The organism is Burkholderia sp. MSMB1498 (assembly GCF_001526245.1).
Taxonomy (GTDB): Bacteria; Pseudomonadota; Gammaproteobacteria; order Burkholderiales; family Burkholderiaceae; genus Burkholderia; species Burkholderia savannae.
In genome coordinates this window covers 1-25616 of the sequence record NZ_LOYJ01000052.1, presented here as the reverse complement: position 1 = coordinate 25616, position 25616 = coordinate 1, and the positions used below count along the sequence as shown (strand labels likewise).

General features: G+C 67.5%; 21 protein-coding genes. 6 read left to right on the top strand and 15 right to left on the bottom strand.

The features are described from left to right. Positions 1–120: 120 nt before the first annotated feature. The 4 genes from glmM to WS91_RS09105 form a co-directional block, all read right to left on the bottom strand. A complete protein-coding gene (gene glmM / locus WS91_RS09120; RefSeq protein WP_059670148.1) occupies positions 121–1479 on the bottom strand; it encodes a phosphoglucosamine mutase in 1359 nt (452 codons plus the stop codon). Between the two features lie 25 nt (positions 1480–1504). After that, complete coding sequence (gene folP / locus WS91_RS09115; protein ID WP_059670147.1) at positions 1505–2395, bottom strand: dihydropteroate synthase; 891 nt, start codon at positions 2393–2395, stop codon at positions 1505–1507. 112 nt (positions 2396–2507) lie between these two features. Beyond that, positions 2508–4394, bottom strand: coding sequence for an ATP-dependent zinc metalloprotease FtsH (gene ftsH, locus WS91_RS09110; RefSeq protein ID WP_038749778.1), 1887 nt, complete (start codon positions 4392–4394; stop codon positions 2508–2510). Positions 4395–4561: 167 nt separating this feature from the next. Next, on the bottom strand, positions 4562–5224 hold the full coding sequence (locus tag WS91_RS09105; protein WP_038749775.1) for an RlmE family RNA methyltransferase: 663 nt from the start codon (positions 5222–5224) through the stop codon (positions 4562–4564). A 193-nt stretch (positions 5225–5417) separates the two neighbouring features. Here WS91_RS09105 and WS91_RS09100 point away from each other — a divergent pair, with 193 nt between their 5' ends. After that, the gene (locus WS91_RS09100) at positions 5418–5963 is read left to right on the top strand and encodes a YhbY family RNA-binding protein (protein WP_038749772.1); all 546 of its coding nucleotides are present in this window, start codon (positions 5418–5420) and stop codon (positions 5961–5963) included. 92 nt (positions 5964–6055) lie between these two features. Here the strand turns inward: WS91_RS09100 and WS91_RS09095 are convergent, their stop codons facing one another. The 6 genes from WS91_RS09095 to WS91_RS09070 all read right to left on the bottom strand — a co-directional run bounded on the left by WS91_RS09095 (position 6056) and on the right by WS91_RS09070 (position 13743). Then, positions 6056–6559 carry a DUF4149 domain-containing protein gene (locus tag WS91_RS09095; RefSeq protein ID WP_038749769.1) on the bottom strand — a complete coding sequence of 168 codons (504 nt, stop codon included), beginning with the start codon at positions 6557–6559 and terminating at the stop codon, positions 6056–6058. Beyond that, positions 6559–7035 carry a transcription elongation factor GreA gene (greA, locus tag WS91_RS09090; RefSeq protein ID WP_038749766.1) on the bottom strand — a complete coding sequence of 159 codons (477 nt, stop codon included), beginning with the start codon at positions 7033–7035 and terminating at the stop codon, positions 6559–6561. The genes WS91_RS09095 and greA overlap by 1 nt, the downstream gene beginning before the upstream one ends. A gap of 117 nt (positions 7036–7152) precedes the next feature. Further along, positions 7153–10419, bottom strand: coding sequence for a carbamoyl-phosphate synthase large subunit (gene carB / locus WS91_RS09085; protein WP_059580944.1), 3267 nt, complete (start codon positions 10417–10419; stop codon positions 7153–7155). Positions 10420–10470: 51 nt separating this feature from the next. After that, positions 10471–11136, bottom strand: coding sequence for a leucine efflux protein LeuE (gene leuE, locus WS91_RS09080; RefSeq protein ID WP_059580949.1), 666 nt, complete (start codon positions 11134–11136; stop codon positions 10471–10473). A gap of 31 nt (positions 11137–11167) precedes the next feature. Continuing rightward, the gene (carA, locus tag WS91_RS09075; RefSeq protein ID WP_059580952.1) at positions 11168–12313 is read right to left on the bottom strand and encodes a glutamine-hydrolyzing carbamoyl-phosphate synthase small subunit; all 1146 of its coding nucleotides are present in this window, start codon (positions 12311–12313) and stop codon (positions 11168–11170) included. A gap of 407 nt (positions 12314–12720) precedes the next feature. Beyond that, the gene (locus tag WS91_RS09070; protein ID WP_059647112.1) at positions 12721–13743 is read right to left on the bottom strand and encodes an AraC family transcriptional regulator; all 1023 of its coding nucleotides are present in this window, start codon (positions 13741–13743) and stop codon (positions 12721–12723) included. 228 nt (positions 13744–13971) lie between these two features. On the opposite strand from WS91_RS09070, the gene WS91_RS09065 reads away from it, so the two are divergent. After that, positions 13972–15114 carry a DUF6670 family protein gene (locus WS91_RS09065; protein WP_059670146.1) on the top strand — a complete coding sequence of 381 codons (1143 nt, stop codon included), beginning with the start codon at positions 13972–13974 and terminating at the stop codon, positions 15112–15114. 146 nt (positions 15115–15260) lie between these two features. Here WS91_RS09065 and WS91_RS09060 read toward each other — a convergent pair whose 3' ends face one another. The 3 genes from WS91_RS09060 to gloB all read right to left on the bottom strand — a co-directional run bounded on the left by WS91_RS09060 (position 15261) and on the right by gloB (position 19187). Further along, entirely contained in the window at positions 15261–16490 is a 1230-nt protein-coding gene (locus WS91_RS09060; RefSeq protein WP_059580961.1) for an MFS transporter, read from the bottom strand. 150 nt (positions 16491–16640) lie between these two features. Then, entirely contained in the window at positions 16641–18227 is a 1587-nt protein-coding gene (locus WS91_RS09055; protein WP_038749844.1) for a transglycosylase SLT domain-containing protein, read from the bottom strand. Positions 18228–18380: 153 nt separating this feature from the next. Next, positions 18381–19187, bottom strand: a complete 807-nt coding sequence (gene gloB / locus WS91_RS09050; protein ID WP_059580964.1) for a hydroxyacylglutathione hydrolase — start codon at positions 19185–19187, stop codon at positions 18381–18383. A 20-nt stretch (positions 19188–19207) separates the two neighbouring features. Here gloB and WS91_RS09045 point away from each other — a divergent pair, with 20 nt between their 5' ends. From WS91_RS09045 to dnaQ, 3 genes are read left to right on the top strand one after another with little or no spacing between them, the layout of a single operon-like run. Further along, the gene (locus WS91_RS09045; protein WP_038749742.1) at positions 19208–20020 is read left to right on the top strand and encodes a class I SAM-dependent methyltransferase; all 813 of its coding nucleotides are present in this window, start codon (positions 19208–19210) and stop codon (positions 20018–20020) included. Beyond that, positions 20017–20463 carry a ribonuclease HI gene (rnhA, locus tag WS91_RS09040; protein ID WP_038749739.1) on the top strand — a complete coding sequence of 149 codons (447 nt, stop codon included), beginning with the start codon at positions 20017–20019 and terminating at the stop codon, positions 20461–20463. Before WS91_RS09045 ends, rnhA begins: the two co-directional genes overlap by 4 nt. Positions 20464–20519: 56 nt before the next feature. Then, positions 20520–21242 (top strand): DNA polymerase III subunit epsilon, encoded by a 723-nt coding sequence (gene dnaQ, locus WS91_RS09035; RefSeq protein ID WP_038749736.1) that lies wholly within the window; start codon positions 20520–20522, stop codon positions 21240–21242. A 624-nt stretch (positions 21243–21866) separates the two neighbouring features. Here dnaQ and WS91_RS09025 read toward each other — a convergent pair. Further along, positions 21867–22199, bottom strand: a complete 333-nt coding sequence (locus WS91_RS09025; protein WP_038749732.1) for a YnfA family protein — start codon at positions 22197–22199, stop codon at positions 21867–21869. A 531-nt stretch (positions 22200–22730) separates the two neighbouring features. Here WS91_RS09025 and proP point away from each other — a divergent pair. Further along, the gene (gene proP, locus WS91_RS09020; protein ID WP_059647103.1) at positions 22731–24215 is read left to right on the top strand and encodes a glycine betaine/L-proline transporter ProP; all 1485 of its coding nucleotides are present in this window, start codon (positions 22731–22733) and stop codon (positions 24213–24215) included. Positions 24216–24636: 421 nt separating this feature from the next. Here the strand turns inward: proP and WS91_RS09015 are convergent, their stop codons facing one another. Further along, complete coding sequence (locus WS91_RS09015) at positions 24637–25266, bottom strand: glutathione S-transferase family protein (RefSeq protein WP_038749728.1); 630 nt, start codon at positions 25264–25266, stop codon at positions 24637–24639. Positions 25267–25616: the final 350 nt, after the last annotated feature.

Here is a 25616-nt window from a genome sequence, read left to right as displayed (position 1 = left end):
TGACTCGGCTGACTCGGCTGACTCGGCTGACTCGGCTGACTCGGTCGGCTCGGTCGGCTCGGTCGGCTCGGTCGGCTCGGTCGGCTCGGTCGGCTCGGTCCCGGCGTAAGCGCTCCGCGCTTACGCCGTCGCCTGCCTGACCGCGTCGGCGATCGCCTCCGCGTGGCGGTTCGCGTCCGCCGCGTGCCGAGCCTCGACCATCACGCGCAGCACGGGCTCCGTGCCGGACGCACGAATCAGCACCCGTCCGCTGCCCGCGAGCGCCCCTTCGGCGGAATCGATCGCGCGCCGGATCGCGTCGCTGCCCTTCCAGTCGGTGCCCGGCTTCATCCGCACGTTGATCAGCTTCTGCGGGAACAGCGTCACGCCGTCTAGCATCTGCGCGAGCGTCGTGCCGCTGCGCTTGAGCGCCGCGAGCACGAGAAGCGCCGACACGATCCCGTCGCCCGTCGAATGCCGATCGAGCGACAGAATGTGGCCGGAACCTTCGGCACCGAGCTGCCAGCCGCGCTCGCGAAGCTGCTCGAGCACATAGCGATCGCCAACCGCCGCCCGCACGAACTGCACGCCCACGTCTTTCAGTGCGACTTCGACGGCGAGATTCGTCATCAACGTTCCCACCGCCCCCTCGACTTGGCCGTTAGTTGCGATGCGGTCCTTGACCAGCACATAAAGCAGCTCGTCGCCGTTATACAGCCGGCCGGTGTGATCGACGACCAGCAGCCGGTCCGCGTCGCCGTCGAGCGCAATGCCGAGATCCGCGTGGTTCGCACGCACCGCGCGCATCAGCGCATCGGGCGCGGTTGCGCCGACGCCGTCGTTGATGTTGAAGCCGTTCGGCGCGACGCCGATCGGGATCACGTCCGCGCCGAGCTCGTGAAACACGTGCGGCGCGACCTGATACGCGGCGCCGTGCGCGCAGTCGACAACGAGCTTCATCCCGCGCAGATCGAACGCCGCCGGGAACGTGCTCTTGCAGAACTCGATGTAGCGGCCGGCCGCGTCGTCGAGACGCCGCGCCTTGCCGAGCCCGTCCGACGGCGCGCATTCGAGCGGCTTGTCGAGCCACGCTTCGATCGCGGCCTCGGTTTCGTCCGGCAGCTTGTTGCCGTCAGCCGAGAAAAACTTGATGCCGTTGTCGTGATACGGATTGTGCGACGCGCTGATCACGACGCCCGCCGACAGTCGCAGCGCGCGCGTCAGGTACGCGACGCCCGGCGTCGGCATCGGCCCCGCCAGCATCACGTCGACGCCCGCCGCCGAGAAGCCGGCCTCGAGCGCCGCTTCGAGCATGTAGCCCGACACGCGCGTGTCCTTGCCGATCAGCACCGTCGGGCGCGCGCCCGACGCCGCGCGCCCGGACGCGCTCGCGAGCACCTTGCCCGCCGCATAGCCGAGCCGCAACACGAAATCGGGCGTGATCGGCGCCTCGCCGACCTTGCCGCGAATGCCGTCCGTGCCGAAATAACGACGTCCCATGTAGAACCTTCCTCCTTGTTTCGACTTATGCTAGCCGCGCGGCATCGCGCACGGCGCTCCATACTTTCAGTGCGTCGACGGTCGCCGCGACATCGTGCACGCGCACGATCGCCGCTCCCCGCTCGACCGCGCAAACCGCCGCGGCGACGCTCGCCGCGACGCGCTCGGGCGCCGGCTTGCCGATCAGCGCGCCCAGCATGGACTTGCGCGACATGCCCGCGAGAATCGGATACGCGCGCCCGTCGGGCCGCGTCGGCGCCGTGAACGGCAAATGCGCGAGCAGCGCGTAGTTGTGTTCTATCACCGACTTGCCGAAACCGAACCCCGGATCGACGCTGATACGCCGGAAATCGATGCCCGCCCGCACCAGCGCGTCGGCCCGTTCGGCAAGAAACGCACGCACGTCGGCGACGACGTCGCGATAGTCGGGCTCGTGCACCTGCATCGTCTGCGGCTCGCCGAGCATGTGCATCACGCAAAGGCCGCACGCGCTGTCGCGCACGGCGTCGATCGCGCCCGGCTGGCGCAGGCCCCAGATGTCGTTGATCAGATCGGCTCCCGCCGCGAGCGACGCGTGCATCACGGCAGGCTTGTACGTGTCGACCGACAGCGGCACATTCATGCCGCGCAGCGCTTCGACGAGCGGAATCACACGCTCGAGCTCCTCGTCGAGCGGCACGGGCGGCGCGCCGGGCCGCGTCGACTCGCCGCCGATGTCGATGATGTCGGCGCCCTCGGCGATCATTCGCTCCGCCTGCGCGAGCGCAGCGTCACGAACGACATAGCGGCCGCCGTCGGAGAACGAATCGAGCGTGACGTTGAGAATCCCCATCACGAGGGGGCGCTCGAAGGTCAGCGTGAAGCGGCCGCATTGAAGCGGTTCGGGAACGGGAAAAGCGGAATCGGGATGGGACACGAGCTCGGGCGTCGGATCGAACGCGATGGGAAGCGATGAAATGCGTCAGGCAAGAAAGCAAAACGGGCCGGTGTGACAGCCACACCAGCCCGTGAACGAAATCCGCGATCGTTTATGCCGGCGCGGTGGCGTTGCCCGGCTTGACTTCGGCGCCGGACGAACCGCCCGACGAAGGATCGCCGGCCGGCGGCGCGCTCTTCGGCGAGCGCGGCGGACGCCCTTCCATGATGTCGTTGATCTGATCGGCGTCGATCGTTTCCCACTCCATCAGCGCAGCCGTCATCGCCTCGACCTTGTCGCGATTCTCATCGAGCAGACGGCGCGCGAGGCCGTACTGTTCGTCGAGCACGCGGCGGATTTCCGCGTCGACCTTCTGCTGCGTCGCTTCCGAAATCGTGCGCGTGAAGCCTCGGCCGAACGGGCCGCCGTCATTCTCGTCGTCGACGTAGACCATCGGCCCGAGCGCGTCGGTCATCCCGAAGCGGGCCACCATCGCGCGCGCGGTCTGCGTCGCCTTGTTGAAGTCGTCCGACGCGCCGGTGCTGACGAGGTTCAGGAACAGCTCTTCCGCCACCCGGCCGCCGAACAGGATCGCGAGGCGATCGAGCAGGTAGTCCTTCGAATACGTCTCGTTGTCATGCTCCGGCAGTTGCCACGTGACGCCCAGCGCACGGCCGCGCGGGATGATCGTGACCTTGTGGACCGGATCGGCCTTCGGCAGCAGCTTCGCGATCACCGCGTGGCCCGACTCGTGGTACGCGGTCGCACGCTTCGCTTCCTCGCGGATCACGGCCGACTTGCGCTCCGGCCCCATGAAGATCTTGTCCTTCGCGTCCTCGAAATCCTGCATCTCGACGATCCGCTTGCCGCGGCGCGCCGCGAACAGCGCGGCCTCGTTGACGAGGTTCGCGAGATCGGCACCCGAGAAGCCCGGCGTGCCGCGCGCGATGACCGCCGCGTCGACGTCGTTCGCGATCGGCACCTTGCGCAGGTGCACGCGCATGATCTGCTCGCGGCCGCGGATGTCCGGCAGGCCGACGTAGACCTGGCGGTCGAAACGGCCCGGACGCAGCAGCGCCTTGTCGAGCACGTCGGAGCGGTTGGTCGCGGCGATCACGATCACGCCCGAGTTCGCCTCGAAGCCGTCCATCTCGACGAGCATCTGGTTCAGCGTCTGCTCACGCTCGTCGTTGCCGCCGCCCATGCCGGCGCCGCGGTGACGGCCGACCGCGTCGATTTCGTCGATGAACACGATGCACGGCGCATGCTTCTTCGCCTGTTCGAACATGTCGCGCACGCGGGCCGCGCCGACGCCGACGAACATTTCGACGAAGTCCGAGCCCGAGATGCTGAAGAACGGCACCTTCGCCTCGCCCGCGATCGCGCGTGCGAGCAGCGTCTTACCGGTGCCGGGAGGCCCGACGAGCAGCACGCCGCGCGGGATGCGGCCGCCGAGCTTCTGGAATTTCTGGGGATCGCGCAGGAAATCGACGAGCTCGGACACTTCCTCCTTCGCTTCGTCGCAGCCGGCGACGTCGGAGAAGTTGACCGCGTTGTTGTTCTCGTCGATCAGCCGCGCGCGGGATTTGCCGAACGAGAAGGCCCCGCCCTTACCGCCGCCCTGCATCTGTCTCATCATGTAGAACCAGAACACGATGATGAGCAGCGTGGGACCGAGGTAGTAGAGCGCGGAGACGAGCGCGTTCGGCTCGTCGTCGGCCTTGCCGCTGACCTGCACGCCGTACTTCATCAGATCGCCGACCATCCAGATGTCGCCCGGCGACACGATCTGATATTTCTGACCATCCGCGGGAGTGACGGTGAGGTTGCGCCCCTGCACGACGACGTTCTTGATCTTGCCGTTCTTCGCGTCATCCATGAACTGCGAATAGGAGACGCCTTCCTGGACGCGGGGCTTGTCGAACTGCTTGAACACCGTAAACAGCACCAGTGCGATCACGAGCCACACTGCTGCCTTCGAAAACATATTGTTGTTCAAAGCACCACTCCTTCACTCATAGACGAGCGCCTACATTTGCCTTGCGGCGCTCCTCAGGCATTCTAATCCAGTCCGCAGCCCCTCGCCATAAGGATTCGCTACCGCGCCGATAGGCGCGCGGCACGACTGGCAAGGGCTCCGGCGCATCCTGCCGCGCCATGCCACCTTCAGCGCGGTTGCTTCAGATGCCGACCCAAAATAAACGTTTCGGACGATTTGTCGCGGGAAGCTTTTGGCTTGCGCGGCGCCACCGTTTTAAATTGGTGCTTGAATTTCTCGACAATCTGGCTGTAGCCGCTGCCGTGGAAGCACTTCACCAAAAGGGCCCCATCCGGTTTCAGATGGTTTTGCGCAAATTCGAGCGCCAGATCGCAGACATGCTCGATCCGCGCCGCATCCGCGACCGCCACGCCGGACAGGTTGGGGGCCATGTCGGAAATTACAAGGTCGACCGAGCGCCCGGCGAGGACTTCCTCCAATTGGTGCAGCACGTCCTCCTCGCGGAAGTCACCCTGGATGAAATGGACGTCGGCGATGGGCTCCATCGGCAGCATGTCGAGCGCGATGATCGTGCCGTCGATCCCGCCCTCACGCACCGCGTCGCGCCGCAAGCCCCGCGCAAGCTTGTTGCGCGCGTACTGGCTCCAGCTCCCCGGCGCGGCGCCCAGGTCGACAATCACCTGGCCCGGACGGATCAGCTTGTCCTGCTCGTCGATTTCCTTCAGCTTGTACGCGGCGCGCGCGCGATAGCCCTCCCGCTGCGCCATTTTGACGTACGGGTCGTTGATGTGGTCATGCAACCAGGATTGGTTAAAGCGGTTCTTTGCCATGCGATGGAGAGATTGCTGCCGATTGCTTCGTGAAGCCGCACTTTTGGCGGATAATACGGGACTTATTGGCGCGGCTTTCGGCCCCGACGGGCCCAAGCCGCGATTTTACGTGGTTTCGGCGCGCCGCCGCGGAAAAGCTTTGCCGCTCTTCCCGGCTCGCCCGCCGTCAATTTGATTCGAATTCCTCATTCCGATGCCCGCCCTTTCGCTTTCCCCCGCCGAGCGCTCCGCGCTGCGTTCCGAAGCCCATGCGCTCAAGCCCGTCGTGCTGATCGGCGCAGAAGGGCTTACCAATGCCGTGCTCGCCGAGATCAAAGTCCACCTCGCCGCGCACCAGCTGATCAAGATCCGCGTATTCGGCGACGAGCGCGACGAGCGCGTCGCGATCTACGACGAAATCTGCGACCGCCTGAATGCCGCGCCGATCCAGCACATCGGCAAGCTGCTCGTGATCTGGAAGCCCGAGCAGGCCGAAGAGGCGCCGCCGCGCGGCCGCCGCGGCGTGCCGAGCGCGCGCGAGGCCGCCCGCGCGGGCGCCGCGCCGTCGGCTGACGCGAAGGGCCGCGCGCCGCGCGTCGTCAAGGTGGTGAAGCAATCGCCGAACGCGCCCGCCGTCCGCCGGCCGAAGCCGGAGAAAGTGCGCGTGCTCGGCAACGAACGCGTGACCGCGGGCGGCAACGTCAAGCGCGCGAAAAAACGCCAGTCGAGCGCGAAGCGCCAGCACCAGAACGAGAAGTAATCGCCTTCGGGCTTGCCACACGGCCGGATCGCCGGCCGGGCAAGCCCGCGCTTCCAGCGCGCGCGTGCGCCGCGCCGGATGATATGCGCCGGCTATGCGCGCCGCGCGCCGCCAAGCGGGCTCGAGCCGCCGTGCCCCGGCAGCCGCCAGATCAGCCACACGCCGACGAGGCTCTCGACGAGATAAAAGAGGCTCGACACGCCATGCAGGAGCGCGAAGCGCCCCGCATACGCGGAATGGCCGACGTCGGTGCCCGCCTCGAGCGCCGCGACGCGCAGCGCGTTCATGAACGGCTGCAACGCGAAATAGCCGACCAGCACGCAGCCGAGCATCGCGGCCAGCAGCCGGCGCAGCCGGCGGTAGGAATCGTGGCCGCGCCGCACGAGCAGATTCGACAAGCCGATCAGCAGCACGCCGCACACCGCGCCGATCGTCGCCTCAATGTTGAACAGGCGCGCGGCGACGGAACCCGCCGTCGCCCGATCGAGCGTCGCGAACAGCACCGGCGCCACCGCATAGCCGATCGTCAGCAGACTGCCGACCCAGATCGTCGCCAGCAGGCGAAACAGCCGGTGCGGCGCCGCGGAACCGGACATCAGATGTACAGCACCGAGATGATTTCGTACTCGCGCACGCCGCTCGGCGCCTGAACCGCCGCGACGTCGCCTTCGGACTTGCCGATCAGCGCGCGCGCGATCGGCGAGCTGACCGAGATCAGGCCGTGATCGAGATCGGCCTCGTCGTCGCCGACGATCTGGTACTTGACGGTATTGCCCGATTCGAGATCCTCGAGCTCGACCGTCGCCGCGAACACCACACGGCCGTCGGCATCCAGCGCGGTCGGATCGATGATCTGCGCGGCCGACAGCTTCGACTCGATTTCGGCGATACGTCCCTCGATGAAGCCCTGCTTTTCTTTTGCGGCGTCGTACTCGGCATTCTCGGACAGGTCACCCTGCGCGCGCGCTTCTGCGATCGCGTTGATGACGGCCGGCCGCTCGACCGACTTCAGGCGCTGCAGTTCATCGCGCAGTTGATCTGCGCCACGCTTCGTCAACGGAATGGTGCTCATAAACGACTCAATAGCTAAAACGGCTATAAAAAAAATCACCGCGATTAAGCGCATTTCCGAAACATCGGAAACGCCGCTTAATCGCGGCACGTATTGCTTCGACAGGTAACTGGAGGCTTAGTTTAGGCGAGCGTGCAGGCCTTGTAAATCATAGACTTCCAAGTTCTTCAGATAGCGCAGGCCCTCCACTGCCGCGCGCGCGCCGGACATCGTCGTGTAATACGTGACCTTGTGCGCCTGCGCGCTCATCCGGATCGAACGCGAATCGGCGATCGCCGCGCGCGTCTCGTCGACCGTCGTGAACACGAGCGCGATCTCGCCGTTCTTGATCATGTCGACGATGTGCGGACGGCCGTCCTTCACCTTGTTCACGACCTTCACCGGCACGCCCGCCGACTCGATCGCGGCGGCCGTGCCGCGCGTCGCGACGAGCGGATAGCCGAGGTCGTGCAGCATCTTCGCGACCTCGACCGCCTTCGGCTTGTCCGCATCCATCACGGTCAGCAGCACCGTGCCCGACTCCGGCAGGCGCGAGCCCGCCGCGAGCTGCGACTTGAAAAGCGCTTCGCCGAACGTCGTGCCGACGCCCATCACTTCGCCCGTCGAACGCATCTCGGGCCCGAGCACCGGATCGACGGTCGGGAACTTGATGAACGGGAACACCGCTTCCTTCACGCTGAAGTACGGCGGCTCCACTTCCTTCGTCACGCCCTGCTGCGCGAGCTTCTGGCCGACCATCGCGCGCGCCGCGATCTTCGCGAGCGGCAGGCTCGTCGCCTTCGACACGTACGGCACCGTGCGCGATGCGCGCGGGTTCACTTCGAGCACGTAGATGATGTCCTGCTTCGAGCCGTCCGCCGAATTCGCGTCGGCGGGCACCTGCTGGATCGCGAACTGCACGTTCATCAGCCCGACCACGTTCAGCGCCTTCGCCATCGCACCCGTCTGGCGCTTCAGCTCGGCCACGGTTTCCTTCGACAGCGAGTACGGCGGCAGCGAGCATGCCGAGTCGCCCGAGTGGACGCCCGCCTGCTCGATGTGCTCCATCACGCCGCCGATGAACACGGCGTCGCCGTCGCAGATGCAGTCGACGTCGCATTCGATCGCGTCGTTCAGGAAGCGGTCGAGCAGCACCGGCGAATCGTTCGACACCTTCACCGCCTCGCGCATGTAGCGCTCGAGGTCGCGCGGCTCGTGGACGATTTCCATCGCGCGGCCGCCGAGCACGTACGACGGCCGCACGACGAGCGGATAGCCGATCTCGTCGGCGAGCGCGAGCGCTTCGCCCTCGGCGCGCGCGGTGCGGTTCGGCGGCTGGCGCAGGCCGAGATCCTGCAGCAGCTTCTGGAAGCGCTCGCGATCTTCGGCCGCGTCGATCATGTCCGGCGACGTGCCGATGATCGGCACGCCGTGCGCCTCGAGATCGAGCGCGAGCTTCAGCGGCGTCTGGCCGCCGTACTGGACGATCACGCCGACCGGCTTTTCCTTGTCGACGATCTCGAGCACGTCCTCGAGCGTGAGCGGCTCGAAGTACAGGCGATCGGACGTGTCGTAGTCGGTCGACACCGTTTCCGGATTGCAGTTGACCATGATCGTTTCATAACCGTCCTCGCGCATCGCGAGCGCCGCGTGCACGCAGCAGTAATCGAACTCGATGCCCTGGCCGATCCGGTTCGGGCCGCCGCCCAGCACCATGATCTTCTTGTTCGTGGTCGGCTGCGCCTCGCACTCTTCCTCGTAGGTCGAGTACATGTAGGCCGTCTTCGTCGCGAACTCGGCCGCGCAGGTGTCGACGCGCTTGTAGACCGGGCGCACGTTCAGCTCGAGACGGCGCTTGCGGACGTCTTGCGGCGTCGCGCCGAGCAGCTTCGCGAGGCGGCGGTCGGAGAAGCCGCCCTGCTTCAGGTAGTGCAGCTCGTTCTTCGTCAGGCTCGCGAGCGTGCGGCCGGCGAGCGCCTTCTCCTTCAGCACGATCTGCTCGATCTGCGCGAGGAACCACGGATCGATCGCCGTCTCCTCGAAGATCTGCTCGCGCGACATGCCGACGCGGAACGCGTCGCCCACGTACCAGATCCGGTCCGGACCCGGCTCGCCGATCTCGCGGATGATCTCGTCGCGGCTCGTCGTCTTCTCGTCGAGGCCGTCGACGCCGACCTCGAGGCCGCGCAGCGCCTTCTGGAACGACTCCTGGAACGTGCGGCCGATCGCCATCACCTCGCCGACCGACTTCATCTGCGTCGTCAGCCGCGAATCCGCTTCGCGGAACTTCTCGAACGCGAAGCGCGGGATCTTCGTGACGACGTAGTCGATCGTCGGCTCGAACGACGCCGGCGTCTGGCCGCCCGTGATTTCGTTCTTCAGCTCGTCGAGCGTGTAGCCGACCGCGAGCTTCGCCGCGACCTTCGCGATCGGAAAGCCCGTCGCCTTCGATGCGAGCGCCGACGAACGCGACACGCGCGGGTTCATTTCGATGACGACCATGCGGCCGTCCTTCGGATTGATCGCGAACTGCACGTTCGAGCCGCCCGTGTCGACGCCGATCTCGCGCAGCACCGCGAGCGATGCGTTGCGCAGGATCTGGTATTCCTTGTCGGTGAGCGTCTGTGCGGGCGCAACCGTGATCGAGTCGCCGGTGTGCACGCCCATCGGGTCGAGGTTCTCGATCGAGCAGACGATGATGCAGTTGTCGGCGCGGTCGCGCACGACTTCCATTTCGTATTCCTTCCAGCCGAGCAGCGACTCTTCGATCAGCAGCTCGCGCGTGGGCGACAGGTCGAGGCCGCGCTTGCAGATCTCCTCGAATTCCTCGCGGTTGTACGCGATGCCGCCGCCCGAGCCGCCGAGCGTGAACGACGGACGGATCACGGCCGGATAGCCGCTGCCGCCCGTGGCCACCGCGATGTCCGCGTGCACCTTGAGCGCCTCTTCCATCGAGTGCGCGATGCCGGACTTCGCCGAGCCGAGGCCGATTTTCGTCATCGCGTCCTTGAACTTCTGGCGGTCCTCGGCCTTGTCGATCGCCGCGGGCGACGCGCCGATCAATTCGACCGCGTACTTCTCGAGCACGCCGTGGTGATGCAGGTCGAGCGCGCAGTTGAGCGCGGTCTGGCCGCCCATCGTCGGCAGGATCGCGTCCGGGCGCTCCTTCGCGATGATGCGCTCGACGACTTCCCACGTGATCGGCTCGATGTACGTGACGTCCGCCGTGTTCGGATCGGTCATGATCGTCGCCGGATTGCTGTTGACGAGGATGACCTTGTAGCCCTCCTCACGCAACGCCTTGCATGCCTGCGCGCCCGAATAGTCGAACTCGCACGCCTGGCCGATGATGATCGGGCCGGCGCCGATGATGAGGATGCTGTTGATGTCTGTGCGTTTTGGCATGGCTCTTGGGATTCAAAAAATAATCGTTGATGCGCGAACGACGGGCGGCGCTCAGCTCATCGTCGCGAGCGCGAGCTTCACGGAAAAGCCGACGAACAGGCCGCCCACGCCGCCCGACGCGCCCGCCGCGAGCTTGCGGCGGCGGCGGAAATGATCGGCGAGACGCGCGCCCGTGAAGATCAGCGTGCTCAGATACAGGAAGCTCGCGAGCTGCGCGATCGCGCCCAGCACGACGAACGACAGCGCCGGATGCGCGTAAGTCGGATCGACGAACTGGATGAAGAACGAGATGAAGAACAGGATCGCCTTCGGATTCAGGAGGCTCACGACGAGCGCCTTGCGAAACGGCCGCTCGCCGTCGACCGCGCGCTGCACGTCGGCACCGGCGTCGGCGTCGGCGGGCCGGGCGAGCTTGCGCCACGCGCCGCGCAGCATGCCGGCGCCGATGTACAGCAGGTACGCGGCGCCGCCGTACTTGACGACCGAGAACAGCAGCGGGTTCGCCTTCAGCAGCGACGCGACGCCCGCGGCCGACAGCACCATCAGCACGGCGTCGCCGAGAAACACGCCGCACGCGGCGCGGTAGCCGGTTTTCACGCCGCGCTGCGCGGCGAGCGACAGCACGTACATCGAGTTCGGCCCCGGCAGCAGAATGATGAACACTACTCCGAACACGTAGGTCCAGAGATCCGTGATACCGAGTGCGTGGCCGAACATGATGCGAGACTCCGTGATCGATGCGATGGGCTCAGGCGCTGCGCGTCTTCGCCGCGTCCATCAGCGCGGTGAAGCGGTCAAACAGATAGCCGATGTCATGCGGGCCGGGCGACGCTTCCGGGTGGCCCTGAAAGCAGAACGCGGGCTTGTCGGTCAGCTCGAAGCCCTGCAGCGTGCCGTCGAACAGCGACACGTGCGTCGCGCGCGCGTTCGCGGGCAGCGAATCGGCGTCGACCGCGAAGCCGTGGTTCTGCGACGTGATCACGACGCGGCCGTTCCCGAGATCCTTCACCGGATGGTTCGCGCCGTGGTGGCCCGTCTTCATCTTGAGCGTCTTCGCGCCGACCGCGAGGCCCATGATCTGGTGGCCGAGGCAGATGCCGAAGGTCGGCACGCCGCGCTCGATGAATTCCTTCGTCGCGGCGATCGCGTAATCGCACGGCTGCGGATCGCCGGGGCCGTTCGACAGGAAAATGCCGTCCGGGTTGAGCGCGAGCGCATCGGCCGCGCTCGCCTGCGCGGGCAGCACCGTCACGTGGCAGCCGCGCTCGGCAAGCATGCGCAGGATGTTGTACTTCACGCCGAAGTCGTACGCGACGACGCGGTAGCGCGGCGTCTCCTGCATCCCGTAGCCGCTGCCGAGGCGCCATTCGGTCTGCTTCCATTCGAACGGCTTCGCCGTCGACACGACCTTCGCGAGATCCATGCCGGCCAGGCCCGGGAACGAGCGCGCGAGCGCGATCGCCTTCGCCTCGTCGTCGGAGCCCGTCAGGATGCAGCCGTTCTGCGCGCCCTTGTCGCGCAGGATGCGGGTCAGCTTGCGGGTGTCGATGCCCGCGATCGCGACGACACCCTCGTCGCGCAGGTAATCGCCGAGCGTGCGCTCCATCCGGAAGTTCGACGCGAGCGCGGGCAGATCGCGCACGATGAGGCCGGCGGCATGGACTTTCGTCGCCTCGACGTCCTCGGCGTTCACGCCGACGTTGCCGATGTGCGGATAGGTCAGCGTGACGATCTGGCGTGCATAGCTCGGATCAGTGAGGATTTCCTGATAGCCGGTGATCGCGGTGTTGAACACGACTTCGCCGATCGTATGGCCGGCCGCGCCGATCGAATAACCACGAAAGACCGTGCCGTCGGCGAGTGCGAGCAATGCGGGAGAAAAAGACGGCAACACGGGGGGCTCCTTGGGGGACACCCTTGCCGCCGACCTGTCTATCCTGCCGCGCGCTCGCGGGCCGCGTGACGCATCACGGCGCGCGTGGGCGCTTGCGCGCGCGGGCTTGCGGTCGAGCGCGAAACGGCGCGCGCGGGCGCGGGTTTCGCGGCATCGCCTGCGTCAAGCGGCGTGCGGCGGACGAACGGGATGAAGGAGGTAGGCGCTAGGGTGCGAGGTTGATTAGCACAAACTTTCAAATTATAGCGTGAAATTGGCCTTATCTTCAATCGATCGGCGCATTTCGTGCGGGCTCGCGCCCGCCGGGGCGGCTGTGCGCCGAAACCACGGCCGCGCCGACATCGGCCGCAACGCCGCCGATTCCGGCCATCGGCCGCGCACCGCCGCGGCGCGCACGCGGCATGCCTTCACACGGACCGCCGGAATTCGTTCGGCGGCACCCCTTTCCAGCGCCGGAACGCGCGCGCGAACGCGGACGGCTCCGAATAGCCGAGCCGCTCCGACACTTCCGCGACGGTGAGCGTCGTGGTCACGAGCAATTCCTCGGCGAGCGTTTCGCGAACCTCGTCGACAACCGCCTCGTAATCCGTCCCCTCGTCCGCGAGCCGCCGCCGCAACGTGCGCACGCTCACGCCGAACTCGGCCGCGAGCACGTCCATCGTCGGGCCGCGCGCCGGATCGCCCGCGAGACGCCAGCGCACGCGCCCCGCCCATCCCTCGCGTCGACGACGCCGCTCGAGCACGCGCCGGCATTCATCTTCACATTGCCGCCGCGTCAGCGCGTTGCGCTGCGGCAGCTTCAGATTCAGACAACGCGCGTCGACCGACAACGCGTTTTCCGCCGCGCCAAACTCGGGCGACACGCCGAACAGCGCCCGGAAGCGGTCCGCGTACGGCGGCGCCTCCATCTTGAGCGCAAGCCGCTTGACCGGCAAGTTCGTCGCATCGAGATCGAATTGCAGCGTGATCAGCGCGGCCGCCGTGATTTCGACCAGCACGTCGCGCACGTCGCCGGGCAGGTCGCGATCGCCGATCACGAGTGTCGCATCCTCGCCGCGCACGGTCGGCCGGATGTCGCAGAAGGTCGACGTCAATTGAAGGTAGCGCAAGCCGACCGACACGGCTTCGCCGAACGTCGCGCTGCTCATGAGCGCGAACCCCCAGACGCCGTAGGCGGTCGCGTGATAGCGCCGGCCGATCTCGATGCCGAGCGGAAAGTCCGGCCCCAGCAGCCGCATCAGATTGCGGATGATGCACAGTTCCTGCGTGGCGGCGACTGCGGCGTCCAGCTTGTCGAGCAGATCGAAGGGGATGCCGCTGCCGCCCAGGCACCGGTCGACGGCCATCCCCTGCTCGACTCCCACGTCGACGAGCACGCGCGTCGTCCCGACAGGCCGGACGAAATCCCAGTGGGCGAGCTTGACGGTCAAGATGGCCTCAAATGTTCGGAATGCGCCCAATATGCCATTGCACAATGTAACGCTCAATGCGATCTTTCCCGCACGCCCAATCACCGGCGATCGCCGCTCGCCGGCCACGGTCGCGAGGCCGAGTACGCGGCCATTGCATCGGCGACATATTCGACGACTGCGAAGCCGCTGGCGCTTCGCCACACACGCGCACCCAACGCCGTGCTCGCGCGACAAACAGGAGACGACATGAGCAACCCCGTCGCCCCGCCCCCGGGCACCACCCCCGCCCTGCCGCTCATCGACAGCAAACATCGCCACCGCGGCTGGCGAGGATTGCGCGGCTATCTGTTCACCAAAGTCGCCACGCAGATTCTGCGGCCGGTCGAACCATCCGTGCAGCACGGACTGCCCGTGCCGATGACCTTCGCGCCGGACGGCGGCGCACGCCGATTCGGCCTCGTGCATTACGGGATCATGATTCCGGACCTGCCCGCGCCGCATCAATTCATGGCCACCGCGATCATCCTCGGCAGCGCCGGCATGCGCGTGTTCGACACCGACTTCGCGGCCGCGCCGGGCGACGGCCCGCTGCAAACCGCGACGCTCGTGCACGGCACGGCGGCCGCCGTCGATCGCCATTTCACGCACTACTCGATACCGCGTGACACCGAGTGGCACGCCGACGGCAGCCTGCTGCGCCTCGGCGGCGACCTGGAACTGAGCGGCCGCTACCCGGAGTTCCGGCTCAAAAGCCGCCGCGACGGCTTCGCGGTCGATCTGGCGCTCACCGCGACAGGCGACGTTACATGGTTCGCGAAAGGCCGCTTCTACGAACACATCGCGCTCGTCACCCGCTATCGGGGCACGATCGAGCACGGCGGCACAGCGATCACCGTATCGGGCCTCTGCACCTACGAATACGCGCGCGGCACGTCGCCGTACCTGCTCTACAACCGCTTCCTCCCGAAAGCCGCGAAGCTGCCGTGGAACGTGTTCAGCTATCAGGTGATCGACCTCGACGCCGACACGCAGTTGCTGCTCGCGCACATTCAGGTCGACGGCCATTCGGCGCTGACGAGCGCGTATCTGCGCGTCGTCGGCCAATGCGCACACCGGCTCGACGCCGATGTCCATTTCCGCGTGCTGAGCGCGCAGGCGCGGCCGGCCGTCGCGCCGGACGGCAACGAGATGAGACTGCCCGAGACGTTCACGTGGCGCGTGCGCGACCGGCATGGCCGCAATCTGTTCGCCATCGACGCGACGGTCGACACGCCGATGCTGTTCGGCATCGGCACCGGCTATGTCGGCGGCTATCGATGGGAAGGCGAGCGCGACGGCCGCCCTGCGGGCGGGCGCGGGTACATCGAGTACGTCGATCGGCGCAGTTGAAGCGCTCCGCGCGCCGGCGACGGTGCGCGACCGCCCGCGGCATCGCATTCGCCAATGCGGTATGTCACGCGGCGAACCACGCCGGCAATGGCAACGCGTAGCGCGGTCCATGCCCACTGCTTGGCCCGCAGCAGGCGGCACGCGCATCAGCCCGCGTGCCGGGCCGGCTTGTCGAGCGCGCGGTCGGGCAGCACGTACCACACCGCGCTCGCGATCTGCAGCGCGACGAGCACGCTCCAGGCGCTCAGATGCGCGGCCGCCGGATAATGCCCCGCATGCGTCGGCCAATGCGACAGCATCGCGCCCACCCCGACCTGGAAGCCGAAGATCAGCACGAAGATGACGAGCGTGAGCGTCGTGTTCGCGCGGCCGATCAGATGCACGGGAAAATACTCGGCGAGCACCGCATAGCTCAGGATGCCGACGCCGCCGAACACCCCGTACGCGGCCCACAGCACGGCGGCGGGCAGCGGCGCGCGCAGCATGATCGCGACCTGGGTCGCGACGAAGAGCGCCATTCCGAAGCCGCAGAACGCGTAGAGGGACACGCCGCGCCGCTCGAGTCCGCGCGCCGCCGCGCCGAAACCGACGCAGCCCGCCATCATCGCGAAACCGAGCACCGACACGAGCGCGGCCGCATCGCGCGGCGCGAAGCCGCTCACGTCGCGCAGATACGCGCCGACCCACAGCGACTGCATCGCATAGAACACGCCCTGCGTGACGACCGAGAACGACGCGATCTTCCAGAAGGTGCGGTTCGTGACGATTCGCCACGTGCCGGCGAATTGCTCGGCGACACTCGTATCGTGGCGGCTCTGTCGCGCGTCGGGCGCGAACGCCCACAATGCGGCCGCCACCGCCACCGTGAACGCGCCGAGCCCCGCGCACACCGCGCGCCAACCGGCGAAGCCGAGCAGCCATTCGAGCGGCGAGCCGACCGCAACGCCGCCCAGGCCGCCCACCGCCATCACGAAGCCGTTCAGGAGCGGCAGCCGCGCGACCGGGAAGTGCTGCGCGAGCGCCTTGAACGCGCCGCCGAGGCACACCGACACGCCGACGCCGATCAAAAGACGCCCGGCCATCATCGTGCCGATGTCGTGCGCGGCGCCGAACACCCACGCGCCCGCCGCCGCGACAAGCAGCAGCACGGCGCTCACGCGGCGCGGACCGTAGCGGTCGAGCAGCACGCCGGCCGGAATCTGCGCGCAGGCGAAGCCGAGGAAATAGAGGCTCGTCAGCAGGCCGAGGTCGGCAGCGGACAAGCCGAGGTCGCGCGTGATGAGTGGCGCGAAGCCGAGATTCACGCCGCGAAACACGTATGAAACGAAATAGCCGATCGCGAACAGCGCGAACACGCGAAATTGCACAAGGGACATCACACTTCACCGGTGAAGCGGCCGGCCGGCGGACCCACGGCGCGGCGCGCACAAACGAAAACGCCGTCACCCGGGTGACGGCGTTGCGCGATGGTAGTCGATTACGCGCCGGCGGCCGGAAAGCCCCCGCCGCGCGCACGCCATTTCGTCTTACTTTTTCTTCGCCTTGTGGCTCGCGGCCTTCGCGGGCGCGGCCTTCGCGCTGCTCTTCGCGGCCTTCGCCGGCGCCTTCGACGCCACGGGCGCCGCCTTGCGGCCGCGGCTCGCCTTGCCGCCCGTATGCAGGCTCGCGCGCTCGATGTGGCCGCCCGACACCGACGTCGCGATCCGCTCCGGACCCGGCTCGGCCGGCACCGCGCGGCCGACCGGCACGTGCAGCACCATCGTCTGGCCCGGCATCACGACCGCGCGGCGCGTGCGGTTCCACGCGCGCAGCTGCGCGACCGACACGCCGTAGCGGCTCGCGAGCGCTTCCATCGACTGCTTGCGCCGCACGCGAATCAGCATCTTGCGCGTGTCCGGCACGTCCGGCTCCATCGCGAGCGCGCCGTTCTCGGCGACGTCGGCGCTGATGTCCTCGTCGTCGTCGTCGGTGCGTGGCACGACGATCGTCGAGCCGGGCTTCAGCCGCATGCCGGCCGGAATCTTGTTCACCTGCATCAGCGTGTCCGCGTCGACGCCGATCTTCTCCGCGATCGCGGCGGGCCGCGATCGCTCGGTGACGGTATATGCGGTCCACGACGACAGCTGGCCGCCGTACGACTTCAGGCCCTTCTCGAACGCCGATGCGTTGTCGAACGGCAGCAGGATCTGCGGCTGCGTCGCGCCGAGAATCACCGGCTTCGAGAACGACGGGTTGAGCGACTTGAATTCGTCGAGCGGCAGGTTCGCGAGCTTCGCGGCCACCGTCACGTCGATGTCGCGCGACGTCGTGACCGTCACGAAATACGGGTGGTTCGGGATCTCCGACAGCGCGAGGCCGAACTGCTGCGGGTTCATCACGATGTTCTTGACCGCCTGCAGCTTCGGCACGTAATTGCGCGTCTCGTTCGGCATCCGCAGGCTCTGGTAGTCGGTCGGCAAGCCGGCCGCCTGGTTGCGCGCGATCGCGCGCTGCACGTTGCCCTCGCCCCAGTTGTACGCGGCGAGCGCGAGATACCAGTCGCCGAACATGTCATGCAGGCGCGACAGGTAGTCGAGCGCGGCGCTCGTCGACGCGAGCACGTCGCGCCGCTCGTCCTGCCACATGTTGCGCTTGAGGTTGTACGTGCGCCCCGTGGCCGGCATGAACTGCCACATCCCCGCCGCCTTCGCGACGGACAGCGCCTGCGGGTTGTACGCCGATTCGATGAACGGCAGCAGCGCGAGCTCGGTCGGCATATGGCGCGACTCGAGCTCCTCGACGATGTGGTACAGATACTTCTGCGAACGCTCGGTCATCCGCTGCACGTAGTCGGGACGCTGCGCGTACCACGACGCCTGCATGTCGACGAGGTCGCTCTGCAGGTCGGGCATCTGGAAGCCGCGGCGGATGCGCGCCCAGAGATCGCTGTCGGCGGTGGTGAGATCGCCGACCGATTGCTTGTCGACGTCGACGGTTTCTTTCGCGGAGGCGGACTTGCGCAAGTAATCCGAAGCGGCTTGCGGGTCGGCGGCCGCGGGATTTTGGGCGGTCGGTCCCGTGCCCGCGCAGGCGGCGAGCGTGAGGACCAACAGCGCACTGAGGAGGAATCGCATGAAAATCTCGGCTTCCAACAGCTGGAAATTGCAGGCGATAGTACGAAAGTGCGTGCTTCGCGTCAACAAAAAGGCCGAAAAAACCTGCTAAATCGGGTATTTGGGGCCGACTCCCTAGATTCCGCTTGAGCTTGACCCGATCGCTCCCAGGGTTCAACGAAAACGGTTTTTCCACTCGCGCATCAGCGCGAACGCGGCGAGCCGGTCCGGCACCGCCTCGTGTAGCTGCGCTTCGAGCGCCGCGCGGATCGACGGGCTGTCCGCGCGCAGGAACGGGTTCACCGCACGCTCGTGCGCGATCGTCGTCGGCAGCGTCGGCTCGTTGCGCGCGCGGCGCGCGAGCGCTTCGTCGCGCCACGCGGCGAGCGCCGCGTTGTCCGGCTCGCACGCGAGCGCGAACTTGATGTTCGACAGCGTGTATTCGTGCGCGCAATGCACGCGCGTGTCGCCCGGCAGCGCCGCGAGCGCGTCGAGCGACGCGAGCATCTGCGCGGGCGTGCCCTCGAAGAGGCGGCCGCAGCCGCACGAGAACAGCGTATCGCCGCAAAAGAGGTGCGGCGCGGCATTCGCCCGCCCCGCCGGCTGGAAGTACGCGATGTGGCCCCGCGTGTGGCCCGGCACGTCGATCACGTCGAATTCGAGCTGGGGCGACCCGATGCGCACGCGCTCGCCGCCCGCGAGGCGGCGCGTGACGTGCTCGATCGCCTCGTGCGCAGGGCCGAATACCGCGACCGGCTCGCCTTCGCGCGCGGTCGCGAGCAGCTCGGCCACTCCGCCGACGTGGTCGCCGTGGTGGTGCGTGAGTAAAATAGCGGTCAGCCGCCAGCCTCGCGCGTCGAGATGACGGCGCACCGGAGCGGCTTCGCCCGGATCGACGGCGACCGCATCGCTGCCGTCCGACACGAGCCAGATGTAGTTGTCGTCGAATGCCGGCACCGGCACGTATTCCAGCTCGTTCATGGGCGCGCAACCACCGAGATATGTCTGACCGTTCGATTATAGACTGGCCCGCCTGGACCGACTCCCCGCCCGGGCGCTACGTGCTCGGCTGGGAGCAAGCGCAGCTCGACCGCACCGTGTCCGACGTGTTCGGCTTCCACGCGCTGCAGCTCGGGCTGCCGCAACTCGACGCGCTGCGCGAGAACCGCATGCCGTGCCGCGGCCTCGTGCTCGATCCGGCGAGCGGCGCGAGCGCGCCCTATCACTACCCGTGGGCGCGCGAGGCGCACAGCGCCGAGCATGCGCCCGCCGGGCGCAGCACCGTGTGGTGCGACCTGCTCGACCTGCCGTTCGAGTCGCAAAGCGTCGATCTCATCGTGATGCCGCACACGCTCGAATTCACGTCCGATCCGCACCGGCTCTTGCGCGAGGCGGAACGCGTGCTGATGCCGGAAGGCCAACTCGTGATCACCGGCTTCAATTCGCTGAGCCTCTGGGGCGCGCGGCAATCGGTCGGCAAGATGGCGAGCCGGCCGTTCGTCCCCGCGACGCGCGACCAGATCACGTTCATCCGGCTGAAGGACTGGATCAAGCTGCTCGGCTTCGATCTCGAGCGCGGCCGCTTCGGCTGCTACCGGCCGCCCCTCGCCACCGACAAGTGGCTGTCCCGCTATGCGTTCATGGAGGCCGCGGGCGACCGCTGGTGGCCGATCTTCGGCGCCGTCTACATGGTGACGGCGATCAAGCGCGTGCGCGGGATGCGACTCGTCGGTCCGATCAAGATGAAAAAGCCGGTGCTCGCGCCGGGCCTCACGCCCGCCGCCACCCCGACCACTCACCAAGAACATTCATGACGTTGCAAACCATCGACATCTATACCGACGGCGCCTGCAAGGGCAATCCGGGCCCCGGCGGCTGGGGCGCATTGCTGCGCTACGGCACGCAGGAGAAGGAGCTTTTCGGCGGCGAAGCCGGCACGACCAACAACCGGATGGAGCTCACCGCGGTGATCTCCGCGCTCGAGGCGCTCAAGCGCCCGTGCAAGGTGGTCGTCCACACCGATTCTCAGTACGTGCAGAAGGGCATCAGCGAGTGGATTCACGGCTGGAAGAAGAAAGGCTGGGTCACGGCCGCGAAGACGCCCGTGAAGAACGCGGACCTCTGGCAGAAGCTCGACGCGCTCGTCGCGCAGCACGACGTCGAATGGCGCTGGGTGAAAGGGCACGCCGGCCACCCGGAAAACGAGCGCGCGGACGCGCTCGCGAACCGCGGCGTCGAATCGCTCGAGCAGGCATGAGCCGGCTCGCGCGCCCTTGTTCGCTCCCCGACTGACCCGACATCCGTTTTTCCGACATGCGCCAGATCATTCTCGATACCGAAACCACCGGCCTCAACGCACGCGCGGGCGACCGCATCATCGAAGTCGGCTGCGTCGAGCTGCTCAATCGCCGGCTCACCGGCAACAACCTGCATTTCTACGTGAACCCCGGGCGCGACAGCGACCCGGGCGCGCTCGCGGTACACGGGCTCACGACCGAGTTCCTGAGCGACAAGCCGAAGTTCGCGGAAATCGTCGACCAGCTGCGCGACTTCGTCCGCGACGCGGAGCTCATCATCCACAACGCGCCGTTCGACGTCGGCTTTCTCGACGCCGAGTTCTCGCTGCTCGGCCTGCCGCCTTTCACCGAGCACTGCGCGGGCGTGATCGACACGCTCGTGCAGGCCAAGCAGATGTTCCCCGGCAAGCGCAACTCGCTCGACGCGCTGTGCGACCGCTTCGACATCAGCAACGCGCACCGGACGCTGCACGGCGCGCTGCTCGACTCGGAGCTGCTCGCCGAGGTGTATCTCGCGATGACCCGCGGACAGGAGAGCCTCGTCATCGACATGCTCGACGACGCCGGCGACAAGCACCGCAACGGCGACGAGCCGAGGATGGCGTTCAGCGGGCTCGACCTGCCGGTGCTCGCCGCGACCGACGAAGAGCTCGCCGAGCACGAAGCGCAGCTCGATGCGCTCGACAAATCGGTCAAGGGCGCGTGCGTGTGGCGCAAGGAAACGCCCGGCGAAGCCTGACGGCGCCTCGGCTTTTGGGCTTTTGGGCTTTTCAGCCTTTCCGCGTCCCGGCCGACGCGTGCGTGGCCGCGCCGCAGGGCGCGGTATCTGCCGCTGATCCGCGGCCGCGAGGGCGCGGCGAGCCGCACGGCGCCAGCGCCACGTTCATGTGCCACCGCGGGTCGGGCGCCGCATGCGAATCATCGGAGCCCGCATGGCCGCCGCACGCCGCCGGCCGCGCGCTCGACGATGAACCTGGCCACAATCGAATCTCGCCGCAATCGATTTGAATCGCGATCGGCCGCTCTCCGGACGGACGGCCGCCGCGCGGCACGCGGCGCGGCGGACGCCCGACTTCACGCGACGTTCGATCGACCATCAGCCGGAAATGTGCGCGGCGCGCCGTCGCGACGGCGCAATCGCCCAGGCCAACGAACGCCGCTCGGCCGAATCATGCGCACGTGCGATTAGTCGACGCTCGCCGTGCTCGGCCCCGGCCGCCGCGCGGCTCGCCGGCCGTCGGCGCGCGCCGATCATGGAGACCGCGCGCCCCGCACCGCCCGGATTTTCGCCGCCGCATCGCCCGCACCGCCCGCACCGCCCGCTGCGACGCGAACCGGCGCGCACCGCCGCATCGCCCCGGCCTCACCCGCGCGGCTGAAGCGCGATCACCGACATTCCGGCGAGCGCGAGCGCCGCGCCCGCCGCATCCCAGCGCGACAGCGGCACGCCGTCGACGATCCGCAACCAGGCGAGCGCAACCGCGATGTAGACGCCGCCGTACGCCGCGTACGTGCGCGCGGCGGCGGCCGGATGCAGCGTCAGCAGCCACGCGAAGAGCGCAAGCGACAGCGCCGCGGGCACGAGCAGCCAGGCCGGCTTGCCGGCCTTCAGCACGAGCCACGGCAGGTAGCAGCCGACGATCTCGGCGACGGCGGTCAATACGAAAAGCGCGGCGATCTTCGCGAGTGGGAGCATGTCCGGAGGCGCGCAACGCGCGGGTCGAAAACGCCGCGCAACGCCGCGGCAACGAGCGCGATCATACCCGAGCCGACGCCGGAGAAACCGGCGCCCGCGCGTCAATTTGCACGATCCTCCGCCATCGTGCTAATATGTCACTTCTTTCAACAGTCTACGTCTGCCATTTATTTCGGTCGCCCGGCCGTTCGGCGTTGCGCCGCAGTGGATCGACCGGAATTTCGCTCACAAGAAAGCACGCCTTCGGGCCGCTTTTTTCGTTTCAACGCCCTTGAAGGGTATTCAGCCGGCCGCGAGCGCCACGCGATGCGCCGGTTGGCCGACCGTCCCCGTACGGCGGCCTTTCTCACGAGTGCGAGTGCGCGACGACCATCGGGTCCGCGCCGGATCGGCTTCCTTTCGGATTAAGCGCTTCATGCGCCCTTTCACGCTCGCGACCCTCGTTCGATCGCGAGCCGCACTCTCCGGCAAACCGTGGCGAACCGCGCGCCCCCTCGCGCGATTCGGCCGCCGTCACAGGAGTTTTCGACCTTGACTGCAACATCCGCCCCGTCTTCCTCGTCAATCGCGCCCGCCGACGGCGCGTCCGCCGCCCCCCACGAGATCACCGTCGTCGACCAAGGGCTCCTGAAGCGCGCGGTCGGCGCGATGGCGCTCGGCAACGCGATGGAATGGTTCGACTTCGGCGTCTACAGCTACATCGCGGTCACGCTCGGCCAGGTGTTCTTCCCGTCGAGCAGCCCGTCCGCGCAGCTGCTCGCGACGTTCGGCACGTTCGCCGCCGCGTTCCTCGTGCGCCCGCTCGGCGGAATGGTGTTCGGGCCGCTCGGCGACCGCATCGGCCGCCAGCGCGTGCTCGCGATGACGATGATCATGATGGCGGTCGGCACGTTCGCGATCGGCCTCATCCCGAGCTACGACTCGATCGGCCTCCTCGCGCCCGCGCTGCTCCTCGTCGCGCGCCTCGTGCAGGGCTTCTCGACGGGCGGAGAATACGGCGGCGCGGCGACCTTCATCGCCGAGTTCTCGACCGACAAGCGCCGCGGCTTCATGGGCAGCTTCCTCGAGTTCGGCACGCTGATCGGCTATGTGATGGGCGCGGGCGTCGTCGCGCTGCTGACGGCGTCGATGTCGCACGACGCGCTGCTGTCGTGGGGCTGGCGCCTGCCGTTCCTGATCGCGGGCCCGCTCGGCCTGATCGGCCTCTACATCCGGATGAAGCTCGAGGAGACGCCCGCGTTCAAGCGCCAGGCCGAAGCGCGCGAAGCGCAGGACAAGGCAGTGCCGAACGCGCATTTCCGCCGGCAGCTCGTGCGTCACTGGCGCGCGCTGCTGCTGTGCGTCGGCCTCGTGCTGATCTTCAACGTGGCCGACTACATGGCGCTGTCGTATCTGCCGAGCTATCTGTCCTCGACGCTGCATTTCGACGAGGCGCACGGCCTCGTGCTGATCCTGATCGTGATGGTGCTGATGATGCCGATGACGCTCGCGACGGGCCGGCTGTCCGACGCGATCGGCCGCAAGCCGGTGATGCTCGCCGGCTGCATCGGGCTCTTCGCGCTCGCGATTCCGGCGCTGCTCCTGATCCGCACGGGCGAGACGTCGCTCGTGTTCGGCGGCCTCCTGATCCTCGGCGCGCTGCTGTCGTGCTTTACGGGCGTGATGCCGTCGGCGCTGCCCGCGCTCTTTCCGACCGAGATCCGCTACGGCGCGCTCGCGATCGGCTTCAACGTATCGGTGTCGCTGTTCGGCGGCACGACGCCGCTCGCGGCCGCGTGGCTCGTCGACGCGACGGGCGACCTGATGATGCCCGCGTATTACCTGATGGGCGCCGCCGTGATCGGCGCGATCTCGGTGCTCGCGCTGCCCGAGAGCGCGCGCCAGCCGCTCAAGGGCTCGCCGCCCGCCGTCGCGTCGCACCGCGAGGCGCATGCGCTCGCGCGAGAAATCAAGCGCCGCGAGGCGGCCGAGCGCGACGACGGCGGCTACGCGCCCGCCGCCGCGCTGCGTGCGTAAGCATCGTCGCGCGGCCGCTTAGGAGGCGCGCCCTTCGATGACGAACCGCGGAGGCGGTTTCGCGACGCCCGGGCGGCGTGGCGAGACCGCCTCTGTTTTTTTGCGCGCGGCGGCAGCCGGCTTGCCGAAATCGGCGGCGTTCCGCGCGGCGCTCGATTCCGGCTGGCCGGGCGCCATTCGGATCGGTGAGCCGCGACCGGTGACCGGTCACCGGCGACTAGTGACTGGTTATCGGTAGTCGGTTATCGGTAGTTGGTGATCCGCCATTCGCAGTCCGTAGTCCGTAGTCCGTAGTCCGTAGTCCGTAGTCCGTAGTCCGTAGTCCGTAGTCCGTAGTCCGTAGTCCGCGTTCAGGATGCCGCGTCGCGCATCAAGCATCACGCAACGTATGGGAAGCCGATTGCGCCGCGGCTCGCGCCGCTCAATCGAGCGGCGTGCTCTCGAACTCCGGCAGCGCCTCCGCGCGCGCGGACAGCGCAGCGAGCGCCGGATAGCGCGCCGGATCGATGCGCGCGAGGTCCGGGTAATCGCGCTTCATGAACGCCGTGAAGCGCCACGCGACGGCGACCGTCACGTCCGCCTGAGTGATCCGCTCGCCGACGAGCCAGCCGCCCGCGCCCGCGATGCGCGCGTCGAGCGCGCCGTATGCGCTGTCGAGCTGGCCGAGCACGCGGTCGAGCCAAGGCTGATGCTGCTTGTCGCCCGGCCGCAGGCCATGCTCGTAGACAACCTGCACCGTCTTTTCGGCCGCCGCGAGCGCAAGACCGGTGAGCTCGAGCGCTCGCACGCGCGCCGGCAGATCGTCGGGCATCAGCCGCCGCTGCGGCGCGACGAGCCGGTCGAGGTAATCGACAATCAGCGACGAATCGACGAGCATCGTGCCGTCGTCGGTGAAGAACGTCGGCGCCTTCACGAGCGGATTGATCGACTTGAACTCGTCGAACTGGCGAAACACCGATATCGAGCGGTGCTCGAACGGCAAACCGAGCAGCTTCGCCGATATCGCGACGCGCCGCACGAATGGGGAATCCAGCATGCCAATCAGCTTCATCGGTAATGCTCCGCTTGACGTGGGGAGCGTCGACTTTAGCGCGTCGCGCCCGCTTCGCCTAGGGCCTGTTTCCGCTAATAACGGGCTTGCGAACGTGCCTTTGCGCCCGCAGGGCAAGGAGCGAGGAGGCGCAATAGCGGTCGCTATTGCAACGACGAACGACGCCGCCATGCGGGCGCAAAGGCACGTTCCCGTGATCAAAAAAATCCGTCGAGGGGCTGGCCGCCAGAAGGGCCGATCGCTGCGCCATGCTCCTCGCGAATACGTCGAGTATTCGCTTCGTCGCAATCCTTGCGCTCGGCCCTTCTGGCGGCCAGCGCAAGCCCGTTATTAGCGGGAACAGGCCCTAG

Bases quoted from the DNA above. Each gene is read 5' to 3' on its own strand.
- WS91_RS09095 (WP_038749769.1), bottom strand. From the start codon at position 6,559: ATGTCCGGTTCCGCGGCGCCGCACCGGCTGTTTCGCCTGCTGGCGACG.
- gloB (WP_059580964.1), bottom strand. From the start codon at position 19,187: ATGAACGAGCTGGAATACGTGCCGGTGCCGGCATTCGACGACAACTAC.
- greA (WP_038749766.1), bottom strand. From the start codon at position 7,035: ATGAGCACCATTCCGTTGACGAAGCGTGGCGCAGATCAACTGCGCGAT.
- rnhA (WP_038749739.1), top strand. From the start codon at position 20,017: ATGACGTTGCAAACCATCGACATCTATACCGACGGCGCCTGCAAGGGC.
- WS91_RS09105 (WP_038749775.1), bottom strand. From the start codon at position 5,224: ATGGCAAAGAACCGCTTTAACCAATCCTGGTTGCATGACCACATCAAC.
- dnaQ (WP_038749736.1), top strand. From the start codon at position 20,520: ATGCGCCAGATCATTCTCGATACCGAAACCACCGGCCTCAACGCACGC.
- WS91_RS09045 (WP_038749742.1), top strand. From the start codon at position 19,208: ATGTCTGACCGTTCGATTATAGACTGGCCCGCCTGGACCGACTCCCCG.
- WS91_RS09055 (WP_038749844.1), bottom strand. From the start codon at position 18,227: ATGCGATTCCTCCTCAGTGCGCTGTTGGTCCTCACGCTCGCCGCCTGC.
- carB (WP_059580944.1), bottom strand. From the start codon at position 10,419: ATGCCAAAACGCACAGACATCAACAGCATCCTCATCATCGGCGCCGGC.
- glmM (WP_059670148.1), bottom strand. From the start codon at position 1,479: ATGGGACGTCGTTATTTCGGCACGGACGGCATTCGCGGCAAGGTCGGC.
- WS91_RS09060 (WP_059580961.1), bottom strand. From the start codon at position 16,490: ATGTCCCTTGTGCAATTTCGCGTGTTCGCGCTGTTCGCGATCGGCTAT.
- WS91_RS09065 (WP_059670146.1), top strand. From the start codon at position 13,972: ATGAGCAACCCCGTCGCCCCGCCCCCGGGCACCACCCCCGCCCTGCCG.
- leuE (WP_059580949.1), bottom strand. From the start codon at position 11,136: ATGTTCGGCCACGCACTCGGTATCACGGATCTCTGGACCTACGTGTTC.
- WS91_RS09100 (WP_038749772.1), top strand. From the start codon at position 5,418: ATGCCCGCCCTTTCGCTTTCCCCCGCCGAGCGCTCCGCGCTGCGTTCC.
- WS91_RS09015 (WP_038749728.1), bottom strand. From the start codon at position 25,266: ATGAAGCTGATTGGCATGCTGGATTCCCCATTCGTGCGGCGCGTCGCG.
- WS91_RS09025 (WP_038749732.1), bottom strand. From the start codon at position 22,199: ATGCTCCCACTCGCGAAGATCGCCGCGCTTTTCGTATTGACCGCCGTC.